Genomic DNA, 18,139 nt, shown 5'->3' on the forward strand with positions numbered 1-18,139 from the left:
TGTCCCGACCGTAGGACCGGGTTGAGCGTCGAGTCCATCAGACGATTTTGGCCCTCCTGTTCGGCGGAACCGCACAACAATGGCTGTCGTGATGAACCCCTGGGGGCTGCGGCTGCTGGTCCGGCTGGACACGCTGGGCACCGTCCGGGCGGTTGCCCAGGCGGCCAACCTGAGCCCGTCCAGCGTCTCCCAGCAACTCGCCGTACTGGAGGCGGAGACCCGCACCCAACTCCTCGAACGCACCGGACGGCGGGTGCGCCTGACCTCGGCCGGGCTGATCCTCGCGCGGCGGGCACGGGAGATCCTCGACCAGATGGACGCCGTGGAGGCGGAACTGCGCGGTTTCGGCGAGGAACCCGCCGGGCTGGTCCGGCTGGGGACCTTCCAGAGCGCGATCCACACCATCGCCGTACCGGCCGTGACCCGGCTGGCCCGCGACCACCCGCACCTCGAAGTGGAACTGCTGCAACTGGAGCCCCACGAAAGCGTGCCCGCGCTGCGGATCGGCGACGCGGACGTCATCGTCACCACCACCGACGTCGACGATCTGCCGCTGGGCCCCGACCTCGATCTCGTCCCGCTGGCCGACGACCGGATCGTCCTGGTGCTGCCGCCCGGCCATCCCGGCGCCGGACGCGGCCCGGTGGACCTCACCGCGTACGCGGACGAGCCGTGGGCGTTCGACATGCCCCAGTCGTACATGGCGAATCTCGCGCTACGGCTGTGCCGTCAGGCCCGCTTCGAACCGCGTGTGGTGTGCCGGTTCAGCAACTACCTGCTGGGCCTGCAACACGTCGAGGCCGGACTGTCGATCATGCTGCTGCCGAGCCTCGCCGTCGACCGCCGCTATCGTGTCGCCACCCGGGAACTCTCGACGCCCGTGCCCCGGACGATCACGGCGGCCGTCCGGCGTGGCGCACCGCCCCGCGCGGCGGTCCGGGTGGTGCTGGACGCGCTGCGCGAACTGCCGGACGCCGGGGCCGCTGGGGACGCTGGCGCCGCCGGGAACGCTGGGGCCGCCGGACCGGAATGAAGTCCATCAGACGCCACCACGCACGCTGTTCACCTCCGCCTCGAACAGCACGTCGGGGTCGAATCCCATCCCGGTGAAGTGGCCGGCCAACTCCAGGGACAGCACGCCGTGCAGTCGGCTCCAGAAGGTGAGGGCCGTGCGCAGGGCGGGGGGAGTGGCGGCGGAGTGACCGCCCGCCCATCGGCGGTGGTCGGCGAGGTGGGCTTCCAGGGGGGTGGACGGGGTGTTGGCGGGTGAGGCCGCTTCGGGGGAGTGCGGGTCGGAGGAGTGCGAGCCGGCGGAACACGGGTCGGCGGAATTCGGGCCGGGCGGGGCCAGGGCGACGGCGGCGTCCAGCAGGACGGACATGATCTCGTTCGAGATCGCGGTGACGTCGTCGGGCGCGTGATAGCCGGGGACGGGCGTGCCGTAGATGAGGAGGTACCGCTGTGGGTCCGCCAGCGCCCACGCGCGCAGGGCGTGTGCCAGCGCGGGCAGGGCGGCTCCGGACGCGGCGGCTTCCTGGACGCTGTCCGCGAGGCTGCGATACGCGTCCCTGATCAGTTCGGTGATCAGGTCGTCCCGGTTGGCGAAGTAGCGGTAGAGCGCGGGGCCGGTCATGCCCATCTGCTTGGCGATCGCGTTGAGGGAGAGCGCGGAGGCGCCGGCGATGGCGATCTGCTCCCACGCGTGCGCCTTGATCTCCGCTCGCACCTGGGCGCGATAACGCTCGCGCGGGGTCGTGCCGCTGTCGGCCATGGCAGCAACCGCCTTTCGTGCCGGTGCGAGATGTGAGATCACCTTTTCAACCTTGTTAGAGGCTATCACTCCAGCGCTTGACTCTCACTGTGATGTCGCGTTACAACTTCTAACGAACGACAGTGGTTCTAGTTCCAGCCGCTCCGATCCCGATCTGTGAGGGGAAGCTCATGACTGCGACAGCTCTGTCACCCGCCCATGCGTGTAGGCGCACTCCTTTGTCCGTGACCGTCTCCGCCTGGGCGGCGCCTGTCCTGGTGGTCGGCCAGTTCGCCCTGATCGCGGCCGTGCCGGTCACGATCGCCCTGGTCGGAGCCCTGCTCCGGGCCCGCGACCGCGCGGTCCGGCTCACCGCCGGGCTGCTCGCCGTCGCCTACGCGATCCCGCTCATCACCTGGCTGATACGGCCCGACGGTGCCCCGAGCCTGTCCAAGGACATCCATCCGGGTTTCGTCGGTCTGATCGTCGCCGCGTCCGCTGCCCTGATCGTCGCGATCCACCGCGCGGGCCGGAACTGACCAGCAGTGACCATCACTGACCCGCACGCTCCAATCACGACCGCGCTTACCCATCCCACACCCCCTGTTCATTCGCTCAAACGAACACCCGCTCATGCTCATCCGAAGGAGAACGCCATGCTGAACACCCGTCCGGCCCCCTCTGCGAACCGCGCCACCACACGCCGGGCAGCCGCCCTCACCGTCTCGCTCGCCCTCGCCGGAGTCCTCGGCGCCACCGCACTCCCCGCCCAGGCCCACGCTCAGTCCGCTCCGAGCGACGGCGCCACCGCGGCATGCCGAGGTGAGGGTGTCGATCCCACCGCCCAGATCCGCTACGAGACCGACCTCGTCATCGATGCCCCGCTGAGCACCGTCTGGAAGCTCCAGACCGACATCGGGCGCTGGCCGTCCTGGCAGCCGCCCGTCCTCACCGCCGAGCGGCTCGACTCCGGCCCGCTGCGAAAGGGGTCGCGGTTCCACTGGACGACGCCGGCCCCGCCCACCCCCACCACTCCGGCCACCACGCTGGGCATCACCTCGACGGTGAAGCAGCTCAAGAACAAGAGGTGCGTCCTGTGGACCGGCCCCGCGATCGGCGAGGGGCTGACCATCGATCAGGGCGTCCATCTGTGGACGTTCACGAAGGTGAAGGGCGGTGTCCGCGTCCACACGGAGGAGACCTGGACGGGTGAGCAGGTCGAGGCGGACGTCCCGCTCGCGACGCAGTACCTGGGGATGGGCCTGGAGGCATGGCTGGCGGACCTGAAGGCCGCTGCGGAGGGTGCTCGGTAGGTCCGAGGAGGCCGAGAGGCGCCAGGGAATCCCAGGTGACCCAGCCCGACCCTGAGCCGCGGTACCTTCACCATCGGTTGCCGCCAGGGCGCCGGGACACGCATACGCCCCCCTGGCTCGCGATCCAGGACCCACAGGCCGGGGACAAGCAGGCCGGGGACAAACAGGTACGGCGTGGCGCTGGAGTGGGCGGGCAACTGGCACATCTCGGCCGACGCCGAACCCGACGGCGCGGTCCGTGTGCGCGCGGGCCGCGTCCCACACGAGAGGATCGTCCACCTCGCCCCCGGCGAGACCCTGGTCGCCCCCGGACGTACCGGAGTTGCTGCCGCACCCGGAGTCGTGGTGCTCCAGGACGTCGTGGTGCTCCAGGGCGGCGGCAGGGCCGTGATCGCGTTCACCCAGCAGGACACCTACGCCGGACACCGCCTGGGAGGGGCTGCGGCCGCCCAGGCAATGAACGAACGATCAGCGCGGTGGTGATCGAGTCGTAGGCGACGGCACTACTCTCCTGGCCCATGAGGTTCTCGCTGCCACTGGATGCCATGCCCCGACTCTCCGGCGCAATCGTGCTCGGCGCTGCGGCCGGGGTGGCCGCGGCGATGGCGACCGACTGGGCGCTTGGCGTGATGGCGGGGATCACGGCGACGGAACTGTTCTTCGTGGCGTCGGGCTGGGCGGTGCTGTGGCCCATGGACGCCGAGGCCACTCGTCGCACCACCCGGCGCGAGGACTTCCGGCCCGTGGTCGAGGAATTCGTCGTGGGCGGCATCGCGTTGTGCGGGCTGATCGCCATCGTGCTGCTGCTGGTGCGCGGCGACTCCACCACCGGAAGCGGCAGTCTCGCAGCCGCCGCCGCCCTCTTCGGCGCCTTCCTGGCCTGGGCCGCCCTGCACCTGATGTACGCCACGCGCTACGCGTACGTGTACTACGAGATCGGCGGCGGGATCAATTTCCACTCGGCCGAACCGCCCGCGTACCGGGACTTCTTCTACTTCAGCTACAACCTCGGCATGACTTACCAGGTGTCCGACACCGAGGTCTCCAGCTCACGTCTCCGCTCGATCGTGCTCCGGCACGCCCTGTTGTCGTATCTCTTCGGAACCAGCATCCTTGCCACCGCCATCAATCTGGTGGTGGGAATCGTCAGCGCCTGAAGTCATTCCTTCCACACAGCCTGCCCACACATTCCCCTGCTCGCATTCCTCGGCGCCTTTCAAAGAATGCGTCAAGACGAGCTGACAGATAACCCAAGAGCCGGTATTCACCACCGCGTTGATCCAGGTCAGAGCCATACAGTGAGCAAGATCGGCGCGGCCTATCGTGCAATAGACGCCACCTCTTTGACTCTAGTGGGGAAAATATTGGATGCTTCCCCGTCGGGACATTCCGGCGGCGGCAGGAAGAGGAATGCGATGAGCGGCATCGAGGACCCGGACGACGAACTGTCGGTCACCCCGCCCAAGCAATGGGCGACCGGTGTGCCCGCCGTCGCACACGCGCTGGAGTACTCGCTGGAGCAGACGTCCATGCGGCGGACCGCTCTGACCCTGCTGAACATCAACCAGGCCAAGGGATTCGACTGCCCGGGATGCGCCTGGCCCGAACCCGCGCCGGGCAAGCGGCACTTGAACGAGTACTGCGAGAACGGCGCCAAGCACATCGCCGACGAGGCGACCTCCCGGCGGATCACCGCCGACTTCTTCCGTGAGCATTCGATCGCCGAACTGGACACCAAGTCCGACTACTGGCTCAACCAACAGGGTCGGCTCACCGAGCCCATGATCAAACGATCAGGCGGTACGCACTACGAGCCCATCGGCTGGGACGAGGCACTGGAGGCGCTCGCCCGTGAACTGCGCCTGCTGGACTCCCCGGACGAAGCGCTGTTCTACACCTCCGGCCGCCTCAATAACGAAGCCGCCTTCCTGCTCCAGCTGTTCGCCCGCGCCTACGGCACGAACAACCTCCCCGACTGTTCGAACATGTGCCACGAGTCCAGTGGATCCGCCCTCCAGGAGACGCTCGGCATCGGCAAGGGAAGCGTCTCGCTGGACGACATCCACCACTCCGACCTGGTCTTCGTCGTGGGCCAGAACCCGGGCACCAACCACCCGCGCATGCTGACGGCGCTGGAGGAGACCAAGCGCAACGGCGGCCGGATCGTCGCCGTGAACCCGCTGCCCGAGGCCGGACTGATCCGGTTCAAGCACCCGCAGAAGCCGCGCGGGGTGATCGGCCGCGGTACCAAGATCGCCGACGAGTTCCTCCAGATCCGCCCAGGAGGCGACCTCGCCCTCTTCCAGGCACTCAACCTCCTGCTGCTGGAGGCCGAGGAGGCCGCGCCCGGCAGCGTGCTCGATCACTCCTTCATCGACGTCTCCACGACCGGCTTCACCGAGTTCGCCGAGCAGACCCGGAAGGTCTCCTGGGATGCCGTGAGCGAGGCCACCGGACTCGACCGCGCACAGATCGAGCGCGTGCACGAGATGGTCCTGGAGAGCCGGAGCGTGATCGTCTGCTGGGCGATGGGCCTGACCCAGCACAAGCACGGCGTACCCACCATCCGCGAGGTCGTCAACTTCCTGCTGCTGCGCGGCAACATCGGCAGGCCGAACGCGGGCGTGTGCCCGGTGCGCGGGCACAGCAACGTCCAGGGTGACCGCACGATGGGCGTCTGGGAACGGATGCCCCAACCGTTCCTCGACGCGCTGGGCCGCGAGTTCGGCTTCACCCCGCCGAGCCGGCACGGCCTGGACTCCGTCGACGGCATCCGGGCCATGCGCGACGGCCGGGCGAAGGTGTTCCTCGGCGTAGCGGGAAACTTCGTACGCGCCACCCCCGACAGCGAGGTCACCGAGGCGGCGATGCGCAGTTGCCGCCTGACCGCGCACATCTCCACCAAGCTCAACCGCTCCCACACGGTCTGCGGCGACACCGCTCTGATCCTGCCCACCCTCGGCCGCAGCGACCGCGACACGCAGGCCACTGGCGTGCAGTTCTTCACCGTCGAGGACTCCATGAGCGAGGTACACGCCTCGCGAGGCCGGCTCGCCCCGGCCTCCCCGCACCTGCTCAGCGAGATCGCGATCATCTCCCGGCTGGCCCGCCGCGTCCTCGGCCACACCCCGGCCATCCCCTGGGAGGACTTCGAGGCCGACTACGGCACCGTCCGCGACCGCATCTCCCGCGTCGTCCCCGGCTTCGAGGATTTCAACGCGCGCGTCGCCCAGCCCGGCGGCTTCCGTCTCCCCAACCCCGTCAACGAGCGAATCTTCCGCACCCCCAGTGGCAAAGCCGTCTTCACCTGCAACGAACTCACCATGCCGAGCGTGCCCGACGGACACCTGCTGCTCCAGACGCTGCGCTCGCACGACCAGTGGAACACCATCCCGTACGCGCAGAACGACCGCTACCGGGGCATCCACAACGCGCGCCGGGTCGTCCTCGTCAACCCGGCCGATCTCGACCGGCTCGGCCTCGCCGACCACGATCTCGTCGACCTGATCAGTCTCTGGCACGACGGCCGCGAACGCCGCGCGGAGGACTTCCGCGTGGTCGCCTACCCGACCACCCCCGGCTCGGCCGCCTCCTACTACCCGGAGACCAACGTCCTCGTACCGCTGGACAGCGTGGCCGACATCAGCAACACGCCGACGTCCAAGGCGGTCCTGGTACGTCTGGAGGCGGCGGCCGGCACCGCGCGCTAGACGCCGGCCGGGGTACGGGCGGCGGTGCGGGCGGGGTTCCCGTCCGATCGGTCTCCGTCGCCCGTGGGAACGCATCACCGCGGGGTCGGGTCACTACCGGTGACGCGGGAGCGGTTGCCGCGCCACCGGGTCGTCGAGTGAACGGTCCCCGTCTGAACGGTCCCTGCGTGAATGGGGCCGTGTGAACGGGTTTCCCCGCCTCACCGCGCGCCCGGCAACCGCTCCAGAGCCCCCGCCACATCGATCATTCGCGCAAGATCGTTCAGCGCGCGTGCCATCACCGACTCGGGCTCGCGCGCCATGGTGACCAGCCCCACGGGCACCGCGCGCGCGGGCTCGATCAGAGGCACCGCCCACATCCCGTGCGGCACGCCGAACACATGCAGCCACGCGTGCGGGACGACACTCGCCCACTGACCGGTTCTGACATGGGCGAACAACGTCCCGACCGAATCCGTCTCCACTCGCGGTTCCGGCCGCAGTCCGGCCTCCGAGAACAGCCCGTCCACCGTCCGGCGACCCTGCATCGCGCCCGTCAGCAGACACAGTGGCAGCCGGGACGCCTCCGCCCAGGTGGCCGTCGGCCGATGCCCCACCCCGTCGGTCGCCGCGGTCAGCAGCACATACCGCTCGTCGTACAGCGGAACCGTCCGGAACCCCTCGGGCAGCTCCTCGTGCAGATACGTCAGTCCCGCGTCCAGCTCGAAGTCGCGCAGCTGCCGCAGGATGTCCCGCGCCTGCATGTCCGCGCTGATCTCCACGGTGACCAGCGGATGCGCCGCGCAGAACGGTCCCGTCAGCAGCGACACGGCCCCGGAAGCGGTCGGTACGGACCCGATCCGCAGCCGCCCGCCGAGACCCGTCCGCAGGGCGTCCACCTCGTCCTTGAGGGCGTCCCGGTCGGCAAGGATGCGGTGTGCCCACACCACGATCCGCTCACCCTCCGCGGTGAGCCCCTCGTACTTGCGGCCCCGTCTGACCAGCGGCACCGCCAGCTCGTCCTCCAGCTTCCGGACCGCCTCGGAGAGCGCGGGCTGGGAGACATGGCAGACCTGGGCGGCACGGGCGAAGTGGCGCTCACGCGAGAGGGCCACGAGATATTCGAGTTGGCGGAACAGCACGTCACGGGTCTACCGGACGGGGTCGGCAAAAGGCCACTGTGACGGACGTGGGGTGCCTCACGCTCCCCGGCCCCGGCGCCTCGCTTTCCGCGGCCCTGGCGCCCCACCGACCCCGGCCCACGCCGAATCGCGCCTCCTGGTGCCCTGTGGAATCGTGGAGTGCCAGGGCCGCCCGGGGTGGGGGTGTCGGGCTGCCCGGGGAGGCGCAGGTCCGGACGGCGGCGAAAGGGTGAGTGCGCGTTGAACGCCCCACGAGACGACCAGGACGGCCATGGGCCCCACGACGGGCCCGAATCTGATCAGATCGGTTCTGCACCTTTGGGTGGTTCCGAGCCCGGACGAGACGGCCTCGCACCCCGCGGAGACTCCGAGCCCGCACGCGGCGGCCCCGAACCGAGTAGCGGGCCCGCACCCGACAGCGAACCGTCCTTCCACCCCTACCACCACCCCTCCGCCGGCTGGGGCGCGGCCAAGAGCGTCGGAAGGGCATTCGCGCGCGAGCGCACCTTCGTGAACGGCCCCCGGGCGATCATGCGGATGAACCACGAGAACGTCGGCTTCGACTGCCCCGGATGCGCCTGGCCCGACGACACCAAGGGCCTGCACCTGGACATCTGCGAGAACGGCATCAAGCACGTGACCTGGGAGATGACCCCCAAGCGCGTCGACCGATCGTTCTTCGCCGAACACTCGGTCACCGAACTGTCCGACTGGTCCGACTTCGCCCTGGAGGACCGGGGACGGCTGACCGAGCCGATGATGTACGACCCCGCCACCGACCACTACGTCCCGATCAGCTGGCAGAGCGCATTCGATCTGATCGGACGAACACTGCGCGCACTGGACAGCCCGGACCAGGCGTCGTTCTACACCTCCGGCCGACTCGGCAACGAGGCCACGTTCCTCTACCAGTTGATGGCCCGTGAACTCGGTACGAACAACCTCCCCGACTGCTCGAACATGTGCCACGAGGCCAGTGGCCGCGCCCTCACGGCGTCCCTCGGCACCGGCAAGGGCACGGTCGACCTCAAGGACTGGGAGGCCACCGACGCCCTGTTCATCATGGGCGTGAACGCGGCCTCCAACGCCCCCAGGATGCTCACCGCGCTCGCCGAGGCCCACCGGCGCGGCGCGCAGATCGTGCATATCAACCCGATGGTGGAGGCGGCGGCGACCCGCACGATCGTCCCGCACGAGTTCGCCGCCATGGCGACCTTCCGCTCGACCAGGACCAGCACCCTGAACCTGCAACCGCGCATCGGCGGCGACATGGCCCTGATCCGCGGCATCGCCAAGGCCGTGCTGGACCAGGCCAAGACGGACGCGAAGGCGCTCGACCAGGAGTTCGTGGACCGGCACACGACCGGTTTCGACGCCTACCGGTCGCTGTGCGAGGAGACCTCCTGGGAACTGATCGAGCACCAGTCCGGCCTGGCCCGCGACGACATCCTCAAGGCGGCCCGCGTCTACCGGGACGCCGACCGCAGCATCATCAGCTGGTGCCTCGGCATCAGCCAGCACGAGCACGGCGTCGACACCGTACGGGAGATCGTCAACCTCCTGCTGCTACGCGGCAACCTGGGCCGGGAGGGCGCCGGACCCTGCCCGGTGCGCGGACACAGCAACGTCCAGGGCAACCGCACCTGCGGCATCGACCACCGCCCCGCCGAGGCGTTCCTGGACCGCCTGGCCGAAGTGTGCGGAATCGATCCGCCGCGCGAGCACGGACTCGACACCGTCGGCGCCGTCCAGGCCATGCACCGAGGCGACGTGAAGGTGTTCGTCGGCATGGGCGGCAACTTCGCCCTCGCCGCCCCCGACACGCCGTACACCTACGCGGCCCTGCGCAACTGCGATCTGACCGTTCAGGTCAGCACCAAGCTCAACCGCAGCCACCTCGTGCACGGCAAGCAGGCACTCATCCTGCCCTGCCTGGGCCGCACCGAGAAAGATCACCAGCGCGAAGGCGTCCAGAGCACCTCCGTCGAGGACTCCATGAGCATGGTGCACCTGTCCGTCGGCATGAAACGGCCCGCCTCCAAGCACCTGCTCTCCGAACCCGCGATCATCGCCGGCATCGCCCGCGCCGCCCTCCCGGACAGCCCCACACCCTGGCAGTGGTACATCGAGGACTACGACCGCATCCGCGACACCATGGCCCAGGTCCTCGACGGCTTCGAGGACTTCAACCGCCGCGTCCGGCTGCCCCTCGGCTTCCGCATCAAGCAGCCGGCCCGCGAACTGGTCTTCCGCACCCCCTCGGGACACGCCGAGTTCTCCACCGCGCCCCTGCCGGACGTCGTCCCCGCCCCCGGCACACTCTCGCTCGGCACCATGCGATCACATGATCAATGGAACACGACCATCTACTCCGACAACGACCGCTACCGGGGCGTGAAGAACCTGCGCACGCTTGTCTTCATGAACAAGGACGACATGCGCGAACGCGGCCTCACCGAGTTCGACCCGGTCGACATCACCAGCACCGCGAAGGACGGCAGCCACCGCCACCTCCACGGCTACCTGGCCATTCCGTACGACATCCCGCGCGGCTGCGCGTCCGGGTACATGCCGGAGATGAACGTCCTGGTCGCGATCGGCGACTACAGCAAGCAGAGTGATCAACCGATCATGAAGCATCTGAAGGTGACGATCACACCCGCGCCCTGAGACGACTACTCCTGCTCCGGCCGGACGACGACCACGGGACAAGCCGCGTGCTGCGCACATCGCTGGCTCACCGAACCCAGCATCGCCCGGGCAAAACCGCCCAGCCCCCGGCGCCCCACCACCAGCAGTTCGGCCCCGGCCGAAGCGCGGATGAGCACCTCCGAGGGATCGCCCTCCACCAGGAGTTCCCGCAGTCCGGCCGGGTGATCTTCACCGAAGACAGAGTGCAGTTCCCGCGTGAACCGCTCATGAGCCTGCTCTAGATCGAACTCCGGATCGATCGCCGGTCCGGTCCAGCCCGCCGCCGACGGCGTGTCCCAGGCGTGCACCGCCTCCACGACCCCACCGGTCGTGGACGCGTAGCGCGCCGCCCAACGCAGCGCAGCGTGCGACGTCGGCGAACCGTCCACCCCCACGACCACCCGCCGTACCGGCTCAGAGGAATCCATGGCCACCTCGCTCAGCGTCGATGTCTCCAGACCCACGCTGCCCGCACCCGCCGCCCCGCGCCAGCCGGGGCATTCCGCCCGTGGAACCGCCCGCTACGCCCCGCCGCGCCACACCTGCACACCCAGCGCGACCGAGGCCGTCCCCGACGAGCCCTGAGACGTCACCAGCCCACATGCCCGGTCCCGCTGATCACGCACACCTGCCGGCCGACCATGAGATCCGCGACCCAGAGGCGGAGTCGTCGTATCCGACGATCGAGACCTCACCGGGGACCGCGAGCCCTCGTCGGCGCGCGGCCCGCACCGCACCCAGCGCCAGCGGATCGCTCGCGCAGATGATCCCGGTGACGCCTTGGTCGAGCAGCCGGGCTGTCGCCGCCTGTCCGCCCTCCAGGGAGAACATGGTCCGCTCGACGTGCGCCTCGGGCAACTCCCGGCCCGCCCGCCGAGCCGCCGCCTCGGCGGCCGCCAGCTTGCGCTGCGAGGGCACGTGATCAAGCGGGCCCAGCACCAATCCGATCCGTTCATGCCCGAGCGATTCCAAGTGCCGCCACGCCTGATCCACCGCCACGGCGTCGTCGCACGCCACACACGGGAACCCGAGATCGATGATCGAGGCGTTCACCAGCACGACCGGGATCATTCGATCAGCGAGCAGGTTGTAATGATCGTGCGGCGCGTCCACCTGCGCGAACAAACCGCCGGCGAACACGACTCCCGACACCTGCTGCTGAAGCAACAACTCCACATAGTCCGCCTCGGAGACACCGCCCTTGGTCTGTGTGCACAGCACCGGAGTGAGTCCCTGCTGAGCGAGTGATCCACCGATCACCTCTGCGAGCGCCGGAAAGATCGGATTCTGCAACTCGGGCAGCACCAGGCCGACCAAACGCGCACGCTCACCCCGCAATTGGGTGGGACGTTCATATCCGAGCACATCGAGAGCGGAGAGCACCGACTGCCGGGTGGCCTCGGAGACCCCCGGCTTGCCGTTCAGCACCCGGCTGACCGTGGCCTCACTGACCCCGACCTTCCTGGCCACCTCGGCGAGTCGTCGCGTCATGCGCGCAAGGTTAGTGCAGGCCGCGCCCCCAACCTCCCGGCCGGCCACGAGGCACCCAAATAAACACCACATCCATGTCCGAACGATCAGAGTGCCTGTGCCCGTGCCCGAACCCGCCGCCCACCCTCACGGCCACACAATCACCGTCGCCCTGATCAACTCCCGCGACCAAAGTTGCGGCCCTGTAGACCATCGGCCGACGACACGCCGAACCCCGGCCGCCCAGACTCGACGCGACACCACACACGGCGGCGACACACGCACCGGGGGACGAGACGAGTGGACATCAAGAAGCGCGAGACCGATCCGGAAATGAACACGGCAAAGCGCCAACAGCCGCAGACGGACGACCAAACGAGCACGGTCGCGGAGTCGGCCTGGGCCACAGTGCTCTTCTGCCTCGCGTGCGGAGCCGCCGGCGGCTGGTTGATCACTGTGCTCGCCGATTGGTTCACCACCCTGCGCTGGGCCCCGCTGAAGGGCCCGGCCAAGCTCCTCAACTCGATTCCGGAACCGGGACTCACCCTCGGCGCGATCACCGTGGGCGCGCTGCTGGGCGTCCTGGTCGGATTCATCGCCGTACACGAGTCCCTGACCGTCCACGTCTCCCGCACCCGCGTGACCCTCACCGTCCGGGACACCCCGGAAGAGTTCACATCCGACCAGATCGAAGTGGCCCTCCGCGACGGCAAACAGTTGGTCCTTCTGAGCCTCAACGGCCTGGAGATCGCACGGGAGGACAGCGGCCTGCCCTGGCACCGGGTGGCCGAAGCCTTCACAGAACACGGCTACACCTGGTCCGACGAAGACCCGTACCGCGACGACTTCCGCCGCTGGGTCCCCGGGGCCTCCGGCCTACCGCAAGGCGCCGACGCCCTATTGATCGCCCGCGCGGCGGCCCGCAAGAACGACGACTCCACCGACGCCCGTGAACTGCGCCGCGACCTGATCCGCCTGGGTGTGGTCGTAAGGGACGAAGGCAAGCGCCAGTACTGGCGGATACCGAACTGACCCATACTCGCTCGGCAGAGCGGGCTCGTGCGCCCGCACACCGCTCACAGCGCCGCTGACGACACTCACCGCGAGCGTCCTTGGAAGCCGGCTACCTCGTCTGGCCGAACCGCTCGGACATTGGCCGACCGCAGGGCCGACGACCTGCTCGTCCAGTGTCAAAGCCCCCCGCGGCGCCTTCACCGGCGCCGACGGCAACAACTTTCTGGTCCCCGTTCAGAACGAACGTGAATGGACGTCCTTGTGCTGGCGATTCCTGCTGCACCCCGAACTCGTAGCCGATGAGCGTTTCGCCCCGGCTCCGGTCGATTGGCGCACCGCGCCGAACTGAACCCGATCGTGGCCGAACGCTTCGATCAGCTGGACAGCACCGAGGCCATGAGACGGCCCGCGACCGCTGGCGTGACGTACCTCTGCCGCGGGCCGACCGAGTGATCTGACGACCGCACCGCGCGCCTGGCGGGCGCCGGTCCACGGCACATCAGCGGCGAAACGCCGTGCGCACGCCTCTGACCAGCCATGCCACCCGGCTGAGATCCTGTCGGTCCCAGGTTCGCCGTCTCAGGGAGGTACCGCATGCCCGAGCCGTCAATCCTCGCCTCACTCGTCTCAGGACTGCGCGGTGGATCGATCGAGGTCGTCGATCTCACCTCGCCCCTGTCGTCGTCCACGCCGGTGATCCAACTGCCCCCGCAATTCGGCCAGACCGCCGTCTTCGAACTGGAGGAGATCAGCCGCTACGACGACCGCGGACCCGCCTGGTACTGGAACAATTTCCGCAGCGGCGAACACACCGGCACCCACTTCGACGCCCCCAACCACTGGGTCACCGGCAAGGACCTCGATGACGTGGCCTCCGTACCCGCCAGCCGGCTGATCGCGCCCGCCGTCGTACTGGATTTCACCACCGAAGCAGCAGAGGACCCCGACTTCCTCGTCGAGGTCGACCATGTGAAGGCATGGGAGGCGGAACACGGTCCGCTCCCCGATGGCGGCTGGCTGCTACTGCGTACGGGCTGGGATGATCGTTCGATCACGCAGGAGGCGTTCCTGAACGCGGACGAGAACGGTCCGCACACGCCCGGCCTGTCGGTGGAATGCGCCCGCTGGGTGGCTCAGGAGTCCCCGGTGATCGGTCTCGGAGTGGAGACGGTCGGCACTGACGCCGGACGCGCCCACTCCTTCGACCCCGCCTTCCCGTGCCACTCCTACCTCATGGGCAGCGACAAGTACGGTCTCACCCAGTTGCGGAACCTGACCGCGCTGCCGCCGACCGGTTCCGTCGTCATCGCCGGGCCCCTGCCCATCGTCACCGGATCCGGCGCTCCCGCGCGCGTGCTCGCCCTGGTGCAGCGCTGATGAAGGTAGCGGAGGCGGTCGGCCGGGCGCTCGCCGCTTCCGGCGTGGACCACGCCTTCGGCGTGGTCGGGTCCGGCAACTTCCATGTCACCAATGCCCTGATCGCGTCCGGCGCCCGCTTCGTCGCCGCCCGCCACGAAGGCGGCGCCGCGACCATGGCAGACGCCTACGCGCGCATGTCCGGCCGGGTGACGGCACTCACCGTCCATCAGGGCCCCGGCCTCACCAACGCCCTCACGGGGATCGCGGAGGCGGCCAAGAGCCGCACCCCGCTCGTCGTGCTGGCGCCGGAGGCAACCGAACCACGATCGAACTTCTACGTCGACCAGGAGGCCCTGGCCCGCGCAGTAGGCGCGACCACCGCTCGGATCACCTCGGCGGACAAGGCGGTGGAGCAGACACACGCGGCGGTCCGCACCGCCCTGATCGAACGAACAACCATCCTGCTTCAGCTCCCCCTCCCGATCCAGTCACTGGGAACACCGGACAGGGCCCTTGCGTCGGCGATGGCCCCACTGCTCACCCGGGAACCGATCGAGCCTGCGGAGGCCGATGCGGCGGCGCTGACCGAACTGCTCGGCCAGGCCCGCCGCCCGGTCTTCGTCGCGGGACGAGGCGCACGCGGCGTGTCCGCCCGGGAGGCGCTCCTCGCCCTCGCCGACCGGTACGGTGCACTCCTCGCGACGTCGGCCGTCGCACGCGGCCTCTTCCACGGCAATCCCTGGTCCCTGGACGTCTCCGGCGGCTTCGCGTCCCCCGTGGCGGCCGAACTCATCCAGGGCGCCGACCTGATCGTCGGCTGGGGCTGCGCATTGAACATGTGGACCATGCGCCACGGCCGATTGATCGGCCCGCAGGCGAGAGTCGCTCAGATCGATGACGATCGCTCCGCCCTGGGCAGGCACCGGCCGGTCGACCTCGGAGTGACGGGCGACGTGGCACTCACCGCGCGGCGCGCACTGGAGAAAGACGCGGATGCCAGGCAGGGCTACCGCACTTCGGCCGTCGGCGACTCGATCGCGACCCGCGTCCGCTGGCGCGACGTACCGTACGACGACACGAGCACGCGTGAACGGATCGATCCCCGAACGCTCAGCATCGCCCTCGACGATCTGCTCCCGGCTGATCGAGTGATCGGAGTGGACTCCGGTAATTTCATGGGCTACCCGAGCATGTATCTCTCGGTACCGGACGAGAACGGCTTCTGCTTCACGCAGGCGTTCCAGTCGATCGGCCTTGGCCTGGCCACCACCATCGGCGCCGCCCTGGCCCAGCCCGACCGCCTTCCGGTGGCTGCCCTTGGCGACGGCGGCGCGCTCATGGGCACCGCCGAACTCGACACCGTGCGCCGGCTCGGACTGCCGATGGTGGTGATCGTCTACAACGATGACGCCTACGGTGCGGAGGTCCACCACTTCGGTCCCGGCGGATTCCCCTTGGACACGGTCGAGTTCCCGCCGACGGACATCGCCGCGCTGGCCCAGGGCTACGGCTTCGAAGCACTCACCGTCCGCACGCTCGACGACCTCAAGGCGGCGGAGAACTGGGTCACCGGACCCCGTTCCTCCCCCTTGCTGATCGACGCGAAGGTGACGCGCGACCGGGGCGCATGGTGGCTGGAGGAAGCGTTTAGAGGCCACTGAGCGCCCCCAGGGTGATCGTCCCTCACGGGTGTGCCAACGAGGCACAACCATTCGGCGATTTGGGGTGTCCAAGTACACATCCCGATATCACCCTCCCTAGGGGGACGCCATGGCACGTAAAGGAACTGTGCTGGCAGCACTCGCGCTCATGAGCGCCGCCTCCGTCGTGACGGCTGCTCCGGCCGGCGCGGCCATCACCTCCACCCCACCCGCGAAGGCCGCGTGCCCCACCGGCTGGGGCAGCCTCGACAAGACCGGCACCGCCTCCACGACGGCATCGCTGACGAACGTCCGGACCGGCAGTCACGACTGCTACGACCGGATGGTCGTCGACGTCCCCGGCGCGGGCAGCGGTCTCGGCTACTCGGTTCGCTACGTCGACCGGATCTACCAGGACGGAACGGGCCGTCACATCCCTGTTGGCGGCGGAGCCGTGATCGAGGTCCGGGTGACCGCACCCTCCTACGACCCCGAGACGGGCAAACCGACCTACGCCGGGCGTGTCGCACAGCCTCTCCCCGGCGTTGTTCTCACCGGCAACCCCACCTTCAAGGACACCCGCTTCGTCGGCAGTTTCGAGGGTGACACCCAACTAGGCCTGGGTGTGCGGGCGCGGCTGCCCTTCCGTGTCCTCGCGCTGAACGACCGGATCGTGGTGGACGTCGCACACACCTGGGCAGGGGCTCGCTGAGGAGGATCTGCGCAGAGCATCACACAACGTGATGCACGTTTGATTATTCGCGCAGAAACGTTCATCTTCGATCATTCGGGCGCTAGACTCGCTGCTCCATCCGATGGACAACGCGAGGGGAACCCGGTCATATGCACGCCGAAGTGAGGCACAAGGAAATTCTCCAATGGCTGCACGAGCGGGGCACCATGCGAGTCTCGGACATGGCCCTGGAGCTGAACGTCTCCGCGATCACCATCCGTCGCGACGTCGACGCCCTGTCGAAGCGCGGGCTGCTGACCCGGGTGCACGGCGGCGCTGTGCTGCCGGAGCCCCGGGGGCAGCGCATGACGGTCGTGTCGGACGGTCCGGCCGTGGTCAGTGGCACCGGCGGCCGTGAACTCGTCCTCGGCCTGATCGTCCCTGCCGCCGACTACTACTTCCCCGAGGTCATCAAGGGCGCCCGCGAGGCCGCCGCCGAGCGCGGGATCCGTCTTGTGCTCGGCATCTCGCAGTACGACCCGGAGGAAGAGCGCGCCCAGGCCCGCCGAATGCTGGAGGACGGCATCCACGGGTTGCTGATCACTCCGTGCGGCCCGGTCGGCGCGCAGAGCTGGCCGGCCGAACTCGACGTCCCCTGCGTGCTGATCGAACGTCACCCTGACGACGACGCCTGGGGCGCGGAGCGCGTGGTGACCGATCATGCCTACGGTGCACGGATCGCCGTACGGCATCTCGTCGACTGCGACCGTGAACTGATCTCCCTGATCCTGCGCGAGGACAGCCCGCACAGTGATCTCATCCTGGAGGGCTATCGCGGCGGACTCGCCGCCGTCGGAATGACCGCGCGTGAATCCTCGGTGTTCCGGCTGCCGTCACCCAGCACCGACCCCGCCGAACGTGAGCGCAAGCTCACGGATTTCGCGGACAAGGCCGCGAACGACCTGCTGGAGGCCGTGATCGTGCACGACGACCACGATGCGATCGTCGTCCTCCAGCGACTCCGGGCGCGCGGAGTGGACATCCCGAACGCGGTCGCGATCGTGGCCTACGACGACGAGGTGGCCGCGCTCGCCGACATCCCGCTCACCGCGGTAGCCCCACCGAAACGCGCGGTCGGCGCGGCGGCCGTGGACCTGATCGTGCGCCGCCTGATCGATCCGGAACGTCCGACCCACCGCCTCGCGATCCTGCCGGAGCTGAACGTGCGAGCGTCGAGCGCACTGGAGTAGTCACCACACACCGAAGGCCCGACCGAAGCCCGACCGAACGAACAACAAAACGGCCAAATGAACATACCGACGATCACTCTCGCGTCTTCCGCCCGACGCCGTCGGTCTCCAGCCCAGCCGCTTGACCTCAATATTGCTTGAGGTCCTA

Annotated in this window: 16 protein-coding genes and 1 pseudogene; 13 read left to right on the top strand and 4 right to left on the bottom strand. The window is 68.8% G+C overall.

Annotated elements, in window-relative coordinates:
* Nucleotides 1–91 precede the first annotated feature (91 nt).
* Nucleotides 92–1,033, top strand: a complete 942-nt coding sequence (locus ACFRFC_RS04590; RefSeq protein WP_382683765.1) for a LysR family transcriptional regulator — start codon at nt 92–94, stop codon at nt 1,031–1,033.
* 6 nt (nt 1,034–1,039) lie between these two features.
* On the opposite strand, the gene ACFRFC_RS04595 is transcribed toward ACFRFC_RS04590, so the two are convergent.
* Nucleotides 1,040–1,771, bottom strand: coding sequence for a TetR/AcrR family transcriptional regulator (locus ACFRFC_RS04595; protein WP_382683530.1), 732 nt, complete (start codon nt 1,769–1,771; stop codon nt 1,040–1,042).
* Between the two features lie 224 nt (nt 1,772–1,995).
* On the opposite strand from ACFRFC_RS04595, the gene ACFRFC_RS04600 reads away from it, so the two are divergent.
* The 5 genes from ACFRFC_RS04600 (at nt 1,996) to ACFRFC_RS04620 (ending at nt 6,773) form a co-directional block, all read left to right on the top strand.
* Nucleotides 1,996–2,289, top strand: a complete 294-nt coding sequence (locus tag ACFRFC_RS04600; RefSeq protein WP_382683529.1) for a hypothetical protein — start codon at nt 1,996–1,998, stop codon at nt 2,287–2,289.
* A 117-nt stretch (nt 2,290–2,406) separates the two neighbouring features.
* Nucleotides 2,407–3,063 (top strand): SRPBCC family protein, encoded by a 657-nt coding sequence (locus tag ACFRFC_RS04605; protein ID WP_382683526.1) that lies wholly within the window; start codon nt 2,407–2,409, stop codon nt 3,061–3,063.
* Between the two features lie 174 nt (nt 3,064–3,237).
* Nucleotides 3,238–3,546 carry a hypothetical protein gene (locus tag ACFRFC_RS04610; RefSeq protein ID WP_382683524.1) on the top strand — a complete coding sequence of 103 codons (309 nt, stop codon included), beginning with the start codon at nt 3,238–3,240 and terminating at the stop codon, nt 3,544–3,546.
* Between the two features lie 35 nt (nt 3,547–3,581).
* Complete coding sequence (locus tag ACFRFC_RS04615; RefSeq protein WP_382683522.1) at nt 3,582–4,220, top strand: DUF1345 domain-containing protein; 639 nt, start codon at nt 3,582–3,584, stop codon at nt 4,218–4,220.
* A gap of 258 nt (nt 4,221–4,478) precedes the next feature.
* Nucleotides 4,479–6,773, top strand: a complete 2,295-nt coding sequence (locus ACFRFC_RS04620) for an FdhF/YdeP family oxidoreductase (protein ID WP_382683519.1) — start codon at nt 4,479–4,481, stop codon at nt 6,771–6,773.
* 200 nt (nt 6,774–6,973) lie between these two features.
* On the opposite strand, the gene ACFRFC_RS04625 is transcribed toward ACFRFC_RS04620, so the two are convergent.
* A complete protein-coding gene (locus ACFRFC_RS04625) occupies nt 6,974–7,894 on the bottom strand; it encodes a LysR family transcriptional regulator (RefSeq protein ID WP_382683517.1) in 921 nt (306 codons plus the stop codon).
* Between the two features lie 318 nt (nt 7,895–8,212).
* On the opposite strand from ACFRFC_RS04625, the gene ACFRFC_RS04630 reads away from it, so the two are divergent.
* Nucleotides 8,213–10,564 carry an FdhF/YdeP family oxidoreductase gene (locus tag ACFRFC_RS04630; protein ID WP_382683514.1) on the top strand — a complete coding sequence of 784 codons (2,352 nt, stop codon included), beginning with the start codon at nt 8,213–8,215 and terminating at the stop codon, nt 10,562–10,564.
* 5 nt (nt 10,565–10,569) lie between these two features.
* Here the strand turns inward: ACFRFC_RS04630 and ACFRFC_RS04635 are convergent, their stop codons facing one another.
* Nucleotides 10,570–11,013 carry a universal stress protein gene (locus ACFRFC_RS04635; RefSeq protein ID WP_382683511.1) on the bottom strand — a complete coding sequence of 148 codons (444 nt, stop codon included), beginning with the start codon at nt 11,011–11,013 and terminating at the stop codon, nt 10,570–10,572.
* Here ACFRFC_RS04635 and ACFRFC_RS04640 point away from each other — a divergent pair.
* Nucleotides 11,012–11,170: a hypothetical protein gene (locus ACFRFC_RS04640; protein WP_382683508.1), complete on the top strand. Its 159-nt coding sequence runs from the start codon at nt 11,012–11,014 to the stop codon at nt 11,168–11,170. The two genes, ACFRFC_RS04635 and ACFRFC_RS04640, sit on opposite strands and share 2 nt — an antisense overlap.
* Before the next feature lie 75 nt (nt 11,171–11,245).
* Here the strand turns inward: ACFRFC_RS04640 and ACFRFC_RS04645 are convergent.
* Nucleotides 11,246–12,076, bottom strand: a pseudogene (locus ACFRFC_RS04645) (LacI family DNA-binding transcriptional regulator); the annotation flags it as partial.
* Between the two features lie 312 nt (nt 12,077–12,388).
* On the opposite strand from ACFRFC_RS04645, the gene ACFRFC_RS04650 reads away from it, so the two are divergent.
* The 5 genes from ACFRFC_RS04650 to ACFRFC_RS04670 all read left to right on the top strand — a co-directional run bounded on the left by ACFRFC_RS04650 (nt 12,389) and on the right by ACFRFC_RS04670 (nt 17,991).
* Nucleotides 12,389–13,087: a hypothetical protein gene (locus tag ACFRFC_RS04650; protein ID WP_382683505.1), complete on the top strand. Its 699-nt coding sequence runs from the start codon at nt 12,389–12,391 to the stop codon at nt 13,085–13,087.
* 576 nt (nt 13,088–13,663) lie between these two features.
* Nucleotides 13,664–14,446, top strand: coding sequence for a cyclase family protein (locus ACFRFC_RS04655; protein ID WP_382683503.1), 783 nt, complete (start codon nt 13,664–13,666; stop codon nt 14,444–14,446).
* Complete coding sequence (locus tag ACFRFC_RS04660) at nt 14,446–16,089, top strand: thiamine pyrophosphate-binding protein (RefSeq protein ID WP_382683500.1); 1,644 nt, start codon at nt 14,446–14,448, stop codon at nt 16,087–16,089. Before ACFRFC_RS04655 ends, ACFRFC_RS04660 begins: the two co-directional genes overlap by 1 nt.
* Nucleotides 16,090–16,198: 109 nt before the next feature.
* The gene (locus ACFRFC_RS04665; RefSeq protein ID WP_382683497.1) at nt 16,199–16,780 is read left to right on the top strand and encodes a hypothetical protein; all 582 of its coding nucleotides are present in this window, start codon (nt 16,199–16,201) and stop codon (nt 16,778–16,780) included.
* Nucleotides 16,781–16,923: 143 nt separating this feature from the next.
* Nucleotides 16,924–17,991: a substrate-binding domain-containing protein gene (locus tag ACFRFC_RS04670; protein WP_382683494.1), complete on the top strand. Its 1,068-nt coding sequence runs from the start codon at nt 16,924–16,926 to the stop codon at nt 17,989–17,991.
* The last annotated feature ends 148 nt before the right edge of the window (nt 17,992–18,139 follow it).

This window comes from Streptomyces sp. NPDC056734, assembly GCF_042790455.1.
In the GTDB taxonomy this organism is placed as follows: Bacteria; Actinomycetota; Actinomycetes; order Streptomycetales; family Streptomycetaceae; genus Streptomyces.

Coding starts and splice junctions, on each gene's coding strand:
- ACFRFC_RS04665 (WP_382683497.1), top strand. CDS start 16,199: ATGGCACGTAAAGGAACTGTGCTGGCAGCACTCGCGCTCATGAGCGCC.
- ACFRFC_RS04605 (WP_382683526.1), top strand. CDS start 2,407: ATGCTGAACACCCGTCCGGCCCCCTCTGCGAACCGCGCCACCACACGC.
- ACFRFC_RS04620 (WP_382683519.1), top strand. CDS start 4,479: ATGAGCGGCATCGAGGACCCGGACGACGAACTGTCGGTCACCCCGCCC.
- ACFRFC_RS04595 (WP_382683530.1), bottom strand. CDS start 1,771: ATGGCCGACAGCGGCACGACCCCGCGCGAGCGTTATCGCGCCCAGGTG.
- ACFRFC_RS04615 (WP_382683522.1), top strand. CDS start 3,582: ATGAGGTTCTCGCTGCCACTGGATGCCATGCCCCGACTCTCCGGCGCA.
- ACFRFC_RS04655 (WP_382683503.1), top strand. CDS start 13,664: ATGCCCGAGCCGTCAATCCTCGCCTCACTCGTCTCAGGACTGCGCGGT.
- ACFRFC_RS04660 (WP_382683500.1), top strand. CDS start 14,446: ATGAAGGTAGCGGAGGCGGTCGGCCGGGCGCTCGCCGCTTCCGGCGTG.
- ACFRFC_RS04590 (WP_382683765.1), top strand. CDS start 92: ATGAACCCCTGGGGGCTGCGGCTGCTGGTCCGGCTGGACACGCTGGGC.
- ACFRFC_RS04635 (WP_382683511.1), bottom strand. CDS start 11,013: ATGGATTCCTCTGAGCCGGTACGGCGGGTGGTCGTGGGGGTGGACGGT.
- ACFRFC_RS04640 (WP_382683508.1), top strand. CDS start 11,012: ATGGCCACCTCGCTCAGCGTCGATGTCTCCAGACCCACGCTGCCCGCA.
- ACFRFC_RS04650 (WP_382683505.1), top strand. CDS start 12,389: ATGAACACGGCAAAGCGCCAACAGCCGCAGACGGACGACCAAACGAGC.